Origin of the sequence: Bacillus salipaludis (genome assembly GCF_030938565.1) — a bacterium.
Taxonomy (GTDB): Bacteria; Bacillota; Bacilli; order Bacillales; family Cytobacillaceae; genus Neobacillus; species Neobacillus salipaludis_A.
Genome location: NZ_JAVGVR010000001.1, coordinates 2754862 through 2767486 on the forward strand (window position 1 = coordinate 2754862; position 12625 = coordinate 2767486).

Annotated in this window: 14 protein-coding genes, 1 pseudogene and 2 riboswitches; of the genes and pseudogenes, 13 read left to right on the plus strand and 2 right to left on the minus strand. The window is 38.2% G+C overall.

The annotated features are described in order from the left end of the window. Positions 1-313 precede the first annotated feature (313 nt). The 3 genes from RCG21_RS13600 (at position 314) to RCG21_RS13610 (ending at position 2006) form a co-directional block, all read left to right on the plus strand. Entirely contained in the window at positions 314-625 is a 312-nt protein-coding gene (locus RCG21_RS13600) for an iron-sulfur cluster assembly accessory protein (RefSeq protein ID WP_133333531.1), read from the plus strand. A gap of 308 nt (positions 626-933) precedes the next feature. Continuing rightward, a complete protein-coding gene (locus RCG21_RS13605) occupies positions 934-1689 on the plus strand; it encodes a Cof-type HAD-IIB family hydrolase (protein WP_133333530.1) in 756 nt (251 codons plus the stop codon). A gap of 116 nt (positions 1690-1805) precedes the next feature. Beyond that, positions 1806-2006, plus strand: a complete 201-nt coding sequence (locus tag RCG21_RS13610) for a cold-shock protein (RefSeq protein ID WP_026575266.1) — start codon at positions 1806-1808, stop codon at positions 2004-2006. Positions 2007-2183: 177 nt separating this feature from the next. Here RCG21_RS13610 and hpaB read toward each other — a convergent pair whose 3' ends face one another. Beyond that, positions 2184-3617, minus strand: a complete 1434-nt coding sequence (hpaB, locus tag RCG21_RS13615) for a 4-hydroxyphenylacetate 3-monooxygenase, oxygenase component (protein WP_133333529.1) — start codon at positions 3615-3617, stop codon at positions 2184-2186. A gap of 186 nt (positions 3618-3803) precedes the next feature. Here hpaB and RCG21_RS13620 point away from each other — a divergent pair. After that, positions 3804-3911 (plus strand): annotated as a pseudogene (locus tag RCG21_RS13620) (catalase); the annotation flags it as partial. A gap of 24 nt (positions 3912-3935) precedes the next feature. Then, positions 3936-4022 carry a hypothetical protein gene (locus tag RCG21_RS13625; protein ID WP_372512760.1) on the plus strand — a complete coding sequence of 29 codons (87 nt, stop codon included), beginning with the start codon at positions 3936-3938 and terminating at the stop codon, positions 4020-4022. A gap of 47 nt (positions 4023-4069) precedes the next feature. Here the strand turns inward: RCG21_RS13625 and RCG21_RS13630 are convergent, their stop codons facing one another. After that, a complete protein-coding gene (locus RCG21_RS13630; protein ID WP_133333527.1) occupies positions 4070-4984 on the minus strand; it encodes a DMT family transporter in 915 nt (304 codons plus the stop codon). 198 nt (positions 4985-5182) lie between these two features. Here RCG21_RS13630 and RCG21_RS13635 point away from each other — a divergent pair, with 198 nt between their 5' ends. From RCG21_RS13635 to RCG21_RS13670, 8 genes are all read left to right on the plus strand, one after another. Next, positions 5183-5671: an Lrp/AsnC family transcriptional regulator gene (locus RCG21_RS13635; protein ID WP_372512651.1), complete on the plus strand. Its 489-nt coding sequence runs from the start codon at positions 5183-5185 to the stop codon at positions 5669-5671. A gap of 139 nt (positions 5672-5810) precedes the next feature. Next, a complete protein-coding gene (locus RCG21_RS13640) occupies positions 5811-6275 on the plus strand; it encodes a GyrI-like domain-containing protein (protein ID WP_165976196.1) in 465 nt (154 codons plus the stop codon). A gap of 107 nt (positions 6276-6382) precedes the next feature. Next, a riboswitch (FMN riboswitch) is annotated at positions 6383-6527 on the plus strand. Between the two features lie 128 nt (positions 6528-6655). After that, complete coding sequence (ribD, locus tag RCG21_RS13645) at positions 6656-7738, plus strand: bifunctional diaminohydroxyphosphoribosylaminopyrimidine deaminase/5-amino-6-(5-phosphoribosylamino)uracil reductase RibD (RefSeq protein WP_308913272.1); 1083 nt, start codon at positions 6656-6658, stop codon at positions 7736-7738. A gap of 10 nt (positions 7739-7748) precedes the next feature. Continuing rightward, positions 7749-8408 (plus strand): riboflavin synthase, encoded by a 660-nt coding sequence (gene ribE / locus RCG21_RS13650; protein ID WP_133333524.1) that lies wholly within the window; start codon positions 7749-7751, stop codon positions 8406-8408. Between the two features lie 23 nt (positions 8409-8431). After that, positions 8432-9625, plus strand: a complete 1194-nt coding sequence (locus RCG21_RS13655; protein ID WP_133333523.1) for a bifunctional 3,4-dihydroxy-2-butanone-4-phosphate synthase/GTP cyclohydrolase II — start codon at positions 8432-8434, stop codon at positions 9623-9625. Positions 9626-9663: 38 nt separating this feature from the next. Then, entirely contained in the window at positions 9664-10131 is a 468-nt protein-coding gene (gene ribH / locus RCG21_RS13660) for a 6,7-dimethyl-8-ribityllumazine synthase (protein ID WP_133333522.1), read from the plus strand. Positions 10132-10269: 138 nt separating this feature from the next. Beyond that, a riboswitch (cobalamin riboswitch) is annotated at positions 10270-10461 on the plus strand. Positions 10462-10632: 171 nt separating this feature from the next. Next, positions 10633-11595, plus strand: a complete 963-nt coding sequence (locus RCG21_RS13665; RefSeq protein WP_133333521.1) for an ABC transporter substrate-binding protein — start codon at positions 10633-10635, stop codon at positions 11593-11595. Further along, positions 11561-12622 carry a FecCD family ABC transporter permease gene (locus RCG21_RS13670; protein ID WP_133333520.1) on the plus strand — a complete coding sequence of 354 codons (1062 nt, stop codon included), beginning with the start codon at positions 11561-11563 and terminating at the stop codon, positions 12620-12622. The genes RCG21_RS13665 and RCG21_RS13670 overlap by 35 nt, the downstream gene beginning before the upstream one ends. The last annotated feature ends 3 nt before the right edge of the window (positions 12623-12625 follow it).

Here is a 12625-nt window from a genome sequence, read left to right on the forward strand (position 1 = left end):
AATTCATTCACAATATTGTACAAGATCCAACCCTACTAATCTTTTAATATTGTGATTTGACTTGCCATTTCATGGTCCCTTTACCTGGGTTGTTAATTTTAATTAATTTAGAGTGATTCTTCTTAAAGTCATCTTAGCAAGTTGTCTGTGATGTTTGTATAGGTTTTTGAAAATATTTGTGACAAATTTGTTAAAGTTTTTGACATTTGGGTAGAAAGTGGCGGAATTTGAGGAAAAATGTGGATAAAAGGTGTCTATTTTGATATATAAATGGGATAATAAAATTAAATTATTTTGGAATAGGAGAATAAAAGTGAAAGTCAAAATTAATCGAAATGCAGCAAAAGCGTTGAAAAAAATGTTGGAACAAGAAGAGGCACAAGGGAAGTTGTTTCGTGTATTTGTTACCCATATGCATGGGGATCATGCTCATTATGATTTAATGCTGGATACACCGACTGAAAAGGATGAGGTAGTAAAAACAGATAAGGACATTGATTTTATTCTTGAAAAAGGCGATGAATATTTGGACGGTATCTGGATTCAATTTTTCCAGGTGCCAAAAGAAGAATGGTTAATTACCAATCCATCAAAAGGTGATCATCACCATCACCATCACCATTAATAATAGTTAGGCTGTGTTAAAGGACAATGTTGATTTTGAACAACGTTGATTGAAGCGAAGTGCCTGGATCGGAAATCAACAACCAGGTTTAGCAGAGCCAATAGTTAAATAAACAGCAATGATAAAAATACCCCGCGATTTGATCGTGGGGTGTTTATTATTTTTAGTTATCATCACCTTGATGATTGCCATCTTTTAAGCCTAACTCGCTAAAAGTAATAAAATTATGTAAAGTGAAAAGCTCATTTTTTGATAATGACATGAAGAAGATGTTACTCTAAACGGTAAAGAGAGAAGGGAGTATATAAATGGATAATTTCATAAATAAACCTAATATCAAGCTTATTGCCCTTGATATGGATGGAACCCTTTTAAATGATAAGGGAGAAGTTTCAGTGGGAAACCGTGAGGCTATAAAAGAAGCGCAGGCAAAGGGAATCTATGTTGTCCTAAGTACAGGACGCTCCTTACGAACATGCAGGGAGCATGCAGATTCACTTGAACTCACATCCTTTCTTGTAACTGTAAATGGGAGTGAGGTCTGGGACGAAAAGCGTGAATTAGTCGAAAGAAATCTAATGAAGGCTGACCTAATCCAATGGATGTGGGAATTGTCAAAGCAGCATAATACGAAGTTTTGGGCAATCAGCACGGAACGAAACTGGTTTAATGATATGCCGGAGGACCTGCATAGCTTTGAGTGGTTAAAATTTGGATTTGATATTGATGATGATGAAATTCGAGAAATCATTAATAAAGAGCTTCAATCCAAAGGTGAATTTGAGCTGAGCAATTCAACTCTTAAGAATATTGAAGTCAATCCGCTTGGTATAAATAAGGCCAAGGGATTAAAAATGGTTTGTGAACGTCTTGGAATTGATATGGAGAATGTCATGGCTTGCGGGGACAGTTTAAATGATATAGCGATGATTAAAGAAGCGGGTCTTGGTGTGGCGATGGGCAATGCACAGGAAATCGTGAAAGATACTGCTGAATGGGTTACCGCAGCCAACAATGAAGATGGAGTGGCAAAAGCAATTCGAAAATGGGCACTGAGAAAATAAAATTTTTTCAAAATTGATGATTATGGTTTAAAAATAATTTTTTTGGGAAAAGCTATTCTAGCAAGTATATTTTTGCAAAACATGTATTGGCTAAATGCTAGGAGGCTACAAAAGAAATGGAACATGGTAAAGTAAAATGGTTTAACAGTGAAAAAGGCTTTGGATTTATTGAGCGTGATGGTGGAGATGATGTATTCGTTCACTTTTCTGCCATTCAAGGCGAAGGGTACAAAACATTAGACGAGGGCCAAGAAGTTACCTTTGATATCGAAAATGGACAACGCGGTCCACAAGCTGTAAATGTGCATAAAGCATAAAAATGATAAAACAAACTCCAGTTAGTGGAGTTTGTTTTTTTGCACTTTAAGAAATTATAAAATTGCTGCGAAGAAGAAACTCGACGTAGAAGCAATTTTTAGTGGAAAAGTATAAGTGCAACTACGCCTCTGTCTTCGCCCTTAAGGGCGAAGACAGAGGCGTGTTTTCTTTATGTTTTAGTGATTATTTAGAAATTCCTTCACGAATCCAATTGAATGTTCCCGGTGGTAGGTTTGATATACATTACTGGCCATTTTAACAGGATCACCGAAAAAATAGCGTTCGTAAAGGGATTGTCTTGTTCCAAAAGCGCTCATACTAATATCCCACGCCAGGCGAAAAAGTGTAACACGATCAAATGCATTGGCATTTGCAGCCTGTAGATACTGGTCAAGATCTCCCTTTATTTCTGATGAAAAATCCGCTTCACCTGGAATCGAAACGAGTCCGCTAGCCCCGATTTGCTGTAAAATCTCACAAAGCCTAGGATAAAGACGAGAATAACTAATAATTGCTGTACCTAATGGGGTGAAATCAGGAGTCATCGTTCCCCATTGATCTAGTTTCGCATTCACTTCGGAGGCCAACAGCAATGCTTTTATCGTCTCTAGTCCAACAATGATCTCACTAATTTTTTCCTGGATATGCTGGTATTCCCCGACATTAATTGTATCTACAAGCATTTGTGCGACACCCAAAATAAATTCGGTTTTTACCACCCTCCGTGCAGTTACTTGATGACCTACTAGTGGATAAAAACTGCTTTCGGAAAAAATCCTATAGGAACTCTCCGGATTCTGGTAGCAAAAGACACGTTCCCAAGGAACGAAAACATCATCAAAAACAACGATCGTATCGATCTCATCAAACCGAGAGCCGAGAGGATGGTCAAATTGACTATCCTTGTAACGGAAGGACTCACGGCAAAGGAACCTAAGTCCAGAAGTGTTGCTTGGTATTGAAAATGCATAGGCAAAATCCTTGTTAATTGAAGCCATATGCGTCGGAAACACGAGAATTTCGTCAGTAATTCCGCCTTGTGTTGCTAAAAGTCGTGCACCTTTAATAAAAATACCATCTTCATTTTGCCTTACGGTTTTGGCCGAGATGACATTTACTGAATCCTCTGTATAAGCTTGAGAACGATTGACTTGTGGATTTATAAACGTATGAGTAAAGGTCAAATCTCTTTCTCGTGCATCTTCATATAACTTCCGCAGGTTTTGATCAAATAGTTTTGAGGAATCTGAAAAAATAGGTGCAGCAGCAGCAAAAGCCATCACTGCTGTATTCATATAATCCGGTGATCGTCCCAACATCCCGGCACTCGTTCTCGCCCAATTTTGCACCATTTCTCTTCTAATGGCCAAATCTTCCTTTGTTTTTGGTTCAAGGAAAGAAACACCAACCTGATTACCGCTGGTAGGAGATGTATAGGTCATGTTGTTCATAGAAACCTGCAGGTCAAATAATTTTGCCTGGCTTTTCATGACACCAGCAAATGCAGGATGTTCAGAAATATTTCCACTTACTTGTTTACCCTCAATCCAAATCTCTGCATGATTATGATTGATTCTATCAATATATTCTTTTCCCGATATTGCAGGCATTATCTACACCTTCTTGTCAGTCTTATTTACAGTAAATGTTGAAAGCTTGATTTGGTTTGTACATCCGTCTAAATTTGCACATTTAAAAAAATTGGACATTAATTTTAAAAGAATTGGAATAACAACTTGTAATTTTAATAATTTAATAGTAGTAAAGGGGCACCGGTAGGAGATAATCAAAATTTAATGACAGCAAGGAATCGCGGCCCGACATTAATTCAAGACGTACATTTAATTGAAAAATTGGCCCATTTTAACCGGGAATGGGTCCCGGAGCGGGTTGTTCATGCCGAGAGGGAGGATATTAAGCTACGAGTAATCCAGAATTTCTATAAAGCAGACCCTGAATATGGCGAACGCATTGCCAAAGGATTATATTTAGCCATTCCACAGGGAATCAAGTAATCTAGTATAACTTGATAGAAGGTTGTTCAAAGTGAACAACCTTCTTTCTATGACCCAAATTTAACATGTACTTTTGTTGATTTTCCGTTCATACCTGACCTTAACCAAGAAAATAGGAAACATCCGGCAATAACAATGACACTGCCGCCAAATTCTGACCAGGACATTCTTTCGCCTAAAAAGAAATAGGCAAGGATGGATGTAAAAATAGGGTTAAAGTTTAAAAAGATTCCCGAACTCGTTGCGCCGATTTTTTGAACCCCAATATTCCATAGTACCATACAAACAACAGTTGAAATTACCCCAGTATATAGAATGGCCCAAAGGAAGCTTGAATTGAGATTGGAAATTTGGAAGCTGGATATATTGAATGGAATCAAAATTACCAAACCAAATACCCCAGAATAGAAAGTTGCCAGCATGGGTGACATTTTTTTCATCACCCATTTACTACAAATAGAATAAAGCCCCCAAATGATGACAGCTGCAATCATCCACAAATCCCCAATATTAAAATGAAGGGATAATAAATGTGATAATTCCCCCTTCGCCAATACCATTAATACCCCTAAAAAAGAGACTCCCATTGAAAATATCTGCAATATTTTTAGTTTCTCTTTTAACAAATAGGAAGAAAAGATTGCAATAGAAATCGGGTTTAAGGTAGAAATCAATCCAACATTTGTTGCAGAGGTTTTTTCAAGTGCCAAAAATTGAAATAGGTTGAAAAAAACAACTCCTGTTAATCCCATAAATAGTAATGGGATAATGGATGATTTTGGGGGAATTAGCTTTTTTTCCTGCTTTAAAACAATCGGCAATAGGACAAGGATGGCAATCATCCACCTTAATGTTGTGATGGTCATCGGTGAGGCATGACCGACAAGAAATTTTCCGAAAACAAAATTTCCTCCCCATAGAAGACTGGTAAGAAGCAATAAAAAAACATAAAAGATTGGCATTATGATTTGCCCCTTTTCAATGATATTATATTAATAATAGTAACAGAAATATCGGTTTTTTTATGATTTATTTTGTAAATATGGATATAATAAGAATAATTAAAAGTAAAATAAGTATAAAATGTATTATTGTTAATTTGATGTGTTATAAAATGGTGGTAAACAATCAAATATTCGGTACAAGGAATGAGGGATAAGATGTTTGATGTAATGGAAGGGAATAAACCGTTAGATTTACTTGACCGAAAGATCTTAGATTTACTGCAAAAGGGTGCACAACTTAGTAATGCAGAATTGGCAAGAAGGGTGAATCTTTCTCCTCCTGCGACTCATGCTCGAGTTAAGCGCTTGGAGAATGAAGGCTATATTGACCGTCAGGTTGTAGTTTTGAATTCTAGGAAGCTTGGATTTGATTTACTTTGTTTTATCTTTGTAAGTACGAATATACACCAAAAGGAACAACTCGAATATTTAGAGAAGGCGCTGAATTTGATGCCGGAAATTCTGGAATGCCACTGCTTAACAGGGGAATATGATTATCTTTTAAAAGTTGCCAATCGAAATCGCGAGGAACTGGAGAAATTTATTCGTAAGTTGAACTTACTCCCTGGTGTAAATCGGATTCAAACAAGTTTATCCCTACGTGAGATAAAATTTAGTACAGCATTGCCGATTAATACAGATTAAAGATACCTAATATTCTAAAATAATTTTACAAAAGCATCCCTTTTTAATTTGGATGCTTTTTTTGTTTGATTATAGGCAGGAATTTCGGTACTAAATTAAGAATTATAAAAATAGGATGTTTGTAAAAGGGGGAGTTATTTTGCAGGTAAAAGTGGTAGAAAAAGAGGAATTAAAGGTTGTTGGGATTGCATGGAATGGAACATATTCACAAACTAAGAAGATTCCAAATCTATTTACTGTGATGGAAGAGCGACTACGTGAAGTACAAAATAAAACGAATGAACCTGTTTTGATTGCTCCATTCCATAGCAGGGAAACTGAGTTTACCTATTTTGTTACTGCACCAGTGGAAGAAATTACTGAAGTTCCTGAAGGCATGGTTGGATTCACGATTCCACGTAAAAATTACGTATTTACTACCCATAAGGGGAAAGCGGAAGAGGTTGAAAATACATACCGGAAGATTTTTTCGTGGATGAAAGACTATGGATATGAACAGGATCACCAGGCATTAAGCATAGAAATTTATAAAGAGGAATATAAGCCTGAGTATGCTGTAGGGAATTTGATTTTTGACATTTATCTGCCGGTAAGAAAATATTAACAAAATTATCGTAAAAAAAGGAAAGTCGAAAATTCCCTATAAATTATGAACAAATCATTTCCCTTTCTGGATTGAATTCGATATACTTAAAATAATTTAAAATTAAATAGTTCCTTCGGGGTCAGGTGAAATTCCTAACCGGCGGTGATGAAGCATTGCTTCTTAGTCCGTGACCCGGTTAACATTAGTTAAACGGTGGATCTGGTGAAACTCCAGGGCCGACAGTTAAAGTCTGGATGGGAGAAGGAAAAAATAAGCAGGATTAAAAATTGGTTAAAAAACCCTCTTTTTTAAGCCTCAATTTCCTATTGCCTTTATTAGGACCCTGAAGAAATTTTTTCAGGGTCTTTTTATGTTCTGATAGAAGGAGAAACGCCATTATGAATGATACAGACTACATGAGCCTAGCATTGAATTTGGCAAAAAGCACTTTGGGACAGACTGCTCCCAATCCAGTAGTTGGAGCAGTAGTGGTAAAGGACAATCAAATCGTTGGCATGGGTGCCCATTTAAAAGCGGGCGAGCCCCATGCAGAGGTCCATGCCATTGAAATGGCTGGCGAAAAAGCAAAGGATGCAACCATCTATGTCACCCTAGAACCCTGCAGCCATTTTGGTAAAACACCACCATGCTCGGATTTAGTCATTCGTACAGGAATTAAGAAAGTATTTGTTGCAACTACGGACCCTAATCCCCAGGTGGCAGGCAAAGGTATTGCAAGAATAAGAAATGCCGGGATTGAGGTGGAGGTAGGGCTGCTTCAGGAAGAGGCACGTGAGCTGAATAGGATGTTTTTTTACAACATTAGTACCGGTTTGCCATACGTAACATTAAAAACCGCCAACAGTTTGGACGGAAAAACAGCCACCGCAATAGGCGAAAGCAAATGGATTACCGGTGAGGAAGCAAGGAAGGACGTTCATGTATTCCGCCATCAGCATGACGCCATTCTAGTAGGAGTCAATACGGTCATTAAGGATAATCCCAGCTTGACAACAAGGTTGCCTTCAGGCGGCCAAAATCCAATTCGAATTATCCTTGATACGAATCTTCGAACTCCTCTAACTGCAAACGTTGTAACGGATGGTCAGGCGCCGACATGGATTGTTACCTGCTCTGGCATTGATGAGAAAAGGGAAAAAGAATACCATGATTTAGGGATTAAGCTGATTAAATTGCCGGAAAAGCAAATAATCATCCGTGAAATGTTAAAAGTAATAGGAGAAATGGGCATTTCATCATTATTTGTTGAAGGAGGCGCGGAGGTGCATGGAAGCTTTTTAAAGGAACGTGCATTTCAACAAGTGATCACCTATATTGCACCTAAATTGATCGGTGGTAAAATGGCTCCAGCTTCTTTTGGCGGTGAAGGCTTTGAAACAATGGAAGAGGTTGTTTCTTTAAAAATAAAAGAAGTGAGCCGCATCGGCAATGATATCCGGATAATTGCGGAACCTAAGTGAGGAGAACACTATGTTTACTGGAATTATTGAGGAAATTGGTTTAGTTTCAAATATTCAGCGAACGGGAGATTCTTTCGTTCTTACCGTTGAGGCGAAGAAAATTCTTGATGATGTTCATCTTGGTGACAGTATCGCTGTCAACGGTGTATGTTTAACAGTCACTTCCTTTACCGGAAAACAGTTTACCGTAGATGTTATGCCGGAAACAGTGAAGGCATCCAGTTTAAATTCAGTTAAGCGCGGCTCTAAGGTGAACCTGGAAAGGGCGATGGCGGCCGGGGGAAGATTTGGGGGTCATTTCGTATCCGGACATATTGATGGGACCGGGGTGATTAAAAGTAAAAAAGCATTTGAAAATGCCATCTATTATGAAATTGAAGCCAATCAAGAGATATTAGACTACATTATTTTAAAAGGCTCAGTTGCAATTGATGGTACAAGTCTTACCGTCTTTGGCAAGACAGAGCATACTTTTACGATTTCACTCATCCCCCATACATTATCTGAATCGATCTTAGGTCTAAAAGGTTCAGGCGATATTGTCAATTTAGAATGCGATATGATTGGAAAATATGTGGGTCATTTTATAACTGGTATAAAAAGTGATCAAGGGAAAAAAGGAGCATCCGGCATAACAGCTCAATTTTTAGCTGATAACGGATTTGCTTAAATAATAGAAAGGAGTGATGCAAAATGTTTAATACAATAGAAGAGGCTTTAGAAGATTTAAAACAAGGAAAAGTTGTCATTGTCTGTGATGACGAGGATCGGGAAAATGAAGGTGACTTTATCGCCCTAGCGGAGAAAGCAACACCAGATGTAATAAATTTAATGGCTACCCATGGACGAGGACTAATATGCGTGCCAATTCAAGAGGAATTGGCGCAAAAACTTGATTTGTTCCCGATGGTATCGGTTAATACGGATTCACATGGTACGGCTTTTACTGTAAGTATCGACCATAAATTTTCAACGACAGGGATATCTGCGTTCGAGCGTTCCGCAACTGTTTTAAGTTTGCTCGACCCAGAATCTAAACCTTCAGATTTTAAAAGGCCGGGGCACGTTTTCCCGTTAGTCGCAAAAAAGGGCGGTGTTTTAAGAAGAACGGGGCATACGGAGGCGGCAGTTGATTTAGCAACATTATGTGGAGCTAAGCCGGCAGGTGTGATTTGTGAGATTATGAACGAGGACGGCACAATGGCACGCGTTCCTCAACTACGAAAAATTGCGGATTCGTTAAATGTAAAATTAATTACGATAAAAGACCTGATTGAATATCGCAATAAAAAGGATCAGCTTGTTAAACGTGAAGTGGAAATTAATCTGCCAACTGAATTTGGTAATTTTAAAGCAGTTGGGTATTCCAATCTTGTTGATAGTAAAGAGCATGTGGCATTAGTAAAAGGGGAAATTGATCCTGAGAAGCCGATTCTTGTCAGAGTTCATTCCGAGTGTTTAACCGGGGATGTTTTTGGTTCCTACCGGTGTGATTGCGGTCCTCAGCTTCATGCGGCTTTGAGCCAAATTGAAAAGGAAGGTAACGGCATCCTTTTATACATGCGTCAGGAAGGCCGCGGTATTGGTTTATTGAATAAACTCAGAGCGTATAAGCTTCAAGAAGAGGGATACGATACCGTTGAAGCAAATGAAAAACTTGGTTTTGGAGCGGATCTCAGAGAATACGGGATAGGCGCACAAATATTGAAGGACCTCGGGGTTAAACAAATGCGTTTATTAACGAATAACCCTAGAAAAATTAAAGGCTTAAAAGGTTATGACATTGAGGTGGTCGAGCGTGTTCCGCTACAAATGGAAATGAGAAAAGAGAATGCGAACTACCTTCGCACAAAGCACGACAAATTGGGGCATCTTTTACATTATTAAGGAAGAAAAAAATTAAGGAAACAAATGGAGGAAGAAGCATGGGACATATTTTTGAAGGTAATTTAGTTGGATCAGGATTAAAAGTAGGAATCGTAGTAGGTCGTTTTAATGAATTCATTACAAGTAAATTATTAGGTGGGGCACAGGATGCTTTAAAAAGACATGGTGTCAGTGAAACAGACGTGGATGTTGCCTGGGTACCAGGTGCGTTTGAAATCCCGTTAATTGCGCAAAAAATGGCGGAAAGCAAAAAGTACGATGCCGTTATCACCCTTGGTACGGTTATTCGCGGCTCCACACCACATTTTGATTATGTGTGTAACGAAGTGGCAAAGGGCGTTTCTGCTCTCAATTTAAAAACAGGGATTCCAGTTATTTTTGGCGTATTGACAACTGATTCAATTGAACAGGCGATTGAACGTGCTGGAACAAAAGCAGGCAATAAAGGCTGGGACGCAGCATCAGCTGCGATTGAAATGGCCAACCTTTGCAGAACAATTGAATAACTTTCGCCACATTTCGGAAAATTAGAGTTAGATTTTTTGCTAGAACCATGTTTAGATGAAAGTTTTTCCTTTGAACGGAAATTTTTCTAAAAACATATACAAATTATTTTCTTTTCCTATATAATGAAGTAGTCATAAAAATATATTTAAAAAATAGGTGCTAAAATTTTTAAAAAGAATTTAAGCTTAAAAGGGAAGTTTGGTGCAAAACCAACGCGGTCCCGCCACTGTAAATGGGAGCAACCTATAGAATGTCACTGTCGTAATGATGGGAAGACATAGGAAGCGATGAACATGAGTCAGGAAACCTGCCTATTTATGTACGCCAAATAACCTACGAGGATAGGGAGGTGTGGAAGGCTAGACTCTTCTTACTTTCGAATAAGTAACTGAATCTAATCGAACCAACATCTCCATGATCCTATGGAGATGTTTTTTTGCGGTGCAAAATATTTTTTTGATAAAAAGCAATCAGCTCAGTTAAAAACAGGGGGAATAGACGTGAAAAAATGGTATTCACTATTGTTAGCTGCAATGTTAATAATAGGTATGTTAGCAGGTTGTGCCGGAAAACAAGACCAAGGAAAAGAGAACAAAAATGCTGGGGAAAAGAAAACTGAACAAGCTGCCTTCCCGGTAACGATTACAGATGCATTAGGGGATAAGGTTGTCATTGATAAAAAGCCTGAAAGGATTGTGTCATTAATCCCAAGTAATACAGAGATTGCATTTGCTTTGGGTCTTGGGAAAGAAGTAGTGGGAGTATCTGATTACGATAACTACCCAGCAGAAGTATCGAAAAAAGAGAAAGTTGGCGGACAAGAAATAAATGTTGAAAAAATCATCTCTTTAAAGCCGAATTTAGTGTTAGCTCATGAATCCGCTGCAAGTATTGAGAAAGCGGCGCTTCAACAGCTAAGAGATGCAGGGATCAAGGTTTTAGTGGTGAAAAATGCTGATCATTTTGAGCAAGTGTATAGTACCATTGACACAATTGGGAAAGCTACCGGAGAAACCGAAAAAGCAGCAGAAATCATCAAAGGGATGAAAGATAAGCTTGCGGTTATTCAAACAAAGGCAAAAGAAGTTAAAGACAAGAAAAAAGTATTAGTAGAAGTGTCTCCTGCACCAGAAATTTATACTGCTGGAAAAAATACTTTTATGGACGAAATGTTATCAATGATCAACGCAGACAATATCGCAAACGATCAAAGTGGCTGGATTAAAATAGATGAAGAAGCCATGGTAAAAAGAAATCCAGATGTAATTGTGACTACATTTGGTTTCTACGTAAAAAACCCAACTGAAAAGGTTTTAAAACAAAAAGGCTGGGAAAATGTCAAAGCCGTTAAAAACAAACAGGTTTTGGATGTTAATGCTGATAAAGTAAACCGTCCAGGCCCTAGGATTGTCGAAGGAGTAGGAGATCTTGCAAAGGCCATCTATCCGGATGTTTTTAAATAATAAATACACTGCATTTTGTTTGGCAGGAATTTTCCTTGTTTTTGCAATTTTATTAGGAATTTCGATGGGAACGGTATCCGTTCCCGTTCTTACTATTATTAAGATCATTTGTTCAAATGTTTTTGGAATACATTTTACAGAGCAACTGGACCCCATGTATCAAAGCATTGTAATGAACATTCGACTCCCGAGGGTAATTTTGGCCGGACTTGTAGGTGCCGCACTTGCAATCAGCGGCGCCGCCTTTCAGGGACTGCTTAGAAACCCATTGGCCGATCCATATACATTAGGCGTATCCTCTGGGGCATCTGTAGGGGCGGTTTTGACATTATTTTTTCGCTTTTCGATTCCAGTTTTAGGAGCATTTACATTACCTGTGCTAAGCATTCTCTTTTCTTTTATAACCATTTTTTTGGTGCTTACGTTAGCAAGGAAAATTGACCGTTCCATGCGAGTGGAAACGATTATTTTAACGGGGATAATTTTTAGTTCGTTTTTAGGAGCACTTATTTCACTGATGATTGCTTTAACAGGAGATGAACTTCGAGAAATTATTGGCTGGCTCCTAGGCAGTGTCTCGATGCGAGGCTGGGAATACATAAAGCTTATTTTACCATTTTTTATAATAGGTGCCATCGTTTTGATCTTTAATGCCAAAGAATTGAATGCCATGTCATTTGGCGAAGAGAGAGCTCAGCATTTAGGGGTAAACGTCCAAAAAAGGAAATTAATTATCTTAACAGCAGGTTCGATTCTAACAGGTGCTGCAGTAGCTGTATCAGGAACCATCGGTTTTGTCGGATTGGTTATTCCGCATCTTTCTAGATTATTATGGGGACCTGATCATAGGCATCTACTTCCATTAACATGTTTATCCGGGAGTGGTTTTTTAATTTTAGCCGATCTTGTTTCCCGAACGATTATCTCACCTACTGAATTGCCAATTGGTGTTATAACGGCATTGATTGGTGCACCCGTATTTGCAATTATTCTCATGCAGAGAAAAAGGAAGGAAAGAAGTGGTTAACAA

What these genes read in the sequence shown, in the direction of transcription:
- RCG21_RS13605 (WP_133333530.1), top strand. Translation starts at nt 934, where the DNA reads ATGGATAATTTCATAAATAAACCTAATATCAAGCTTATTGCCCTTGAT.
- RCG21_RS13610 (WP_026575266.1), top strand. Translation starts at nt 1,806, where the DNA reads ATGGAACATGGTAAAGTAAAATGGTTTAACAGTGAAAAAGGCTTTGGA.
- hpaB (WP_133333529.1), bottom strand. Translation starts at nt 3,617, where the DNA reads ATGCCTGCAATATCGGGAAAAGAATATATTGATAGAATCAATCATAAT.
- RCG21_RS13630 (WP_133333527.1), bottom strand. Translation starts at nt 4,984, where the DNA reads ATGCCAATCTTTTATGTTTTTTTATTGCTTCTTACCAGTCTTCTATGG.
- RCG21_RS13635 (WP_372512651.1), top strand. Translation starts at nt 5,183, where the DNA reads ATGTTTGATGTAATGGAAGGGAATAAACCGTTAGATTTACTTGACCGA.
- ribD (WP_308913272.1), top strand. Translation starts at nt 6,656, where the DNA reads ATGAATGATACAGACTACATGAGCCTAGCATTGAATTTGGCAAAAAGC.
- ribE (WP_133333524.1), top strand. Translation starts at nt 7,749, where the DNA reads ATGTTTACTGGAATTATTGAGGAAATTGGTTTAGTTTCAAATATTCAG.
- RCG21_RS13655 (WP_133333523.1), top strand. Translation starts at nt 8,432, where the DNA reads ATGTTTAATACAATAGAAGAGGCTTTAGAAGATTTAAAACAAGGAAAA.
- ribH (WP_133333522.1), top strand. Translation starts at nt 9,664, where the DNA reads ATGGGACATATTTTTGAAGGTAATTTAGTTGGATCAGGATTAAAAGTA.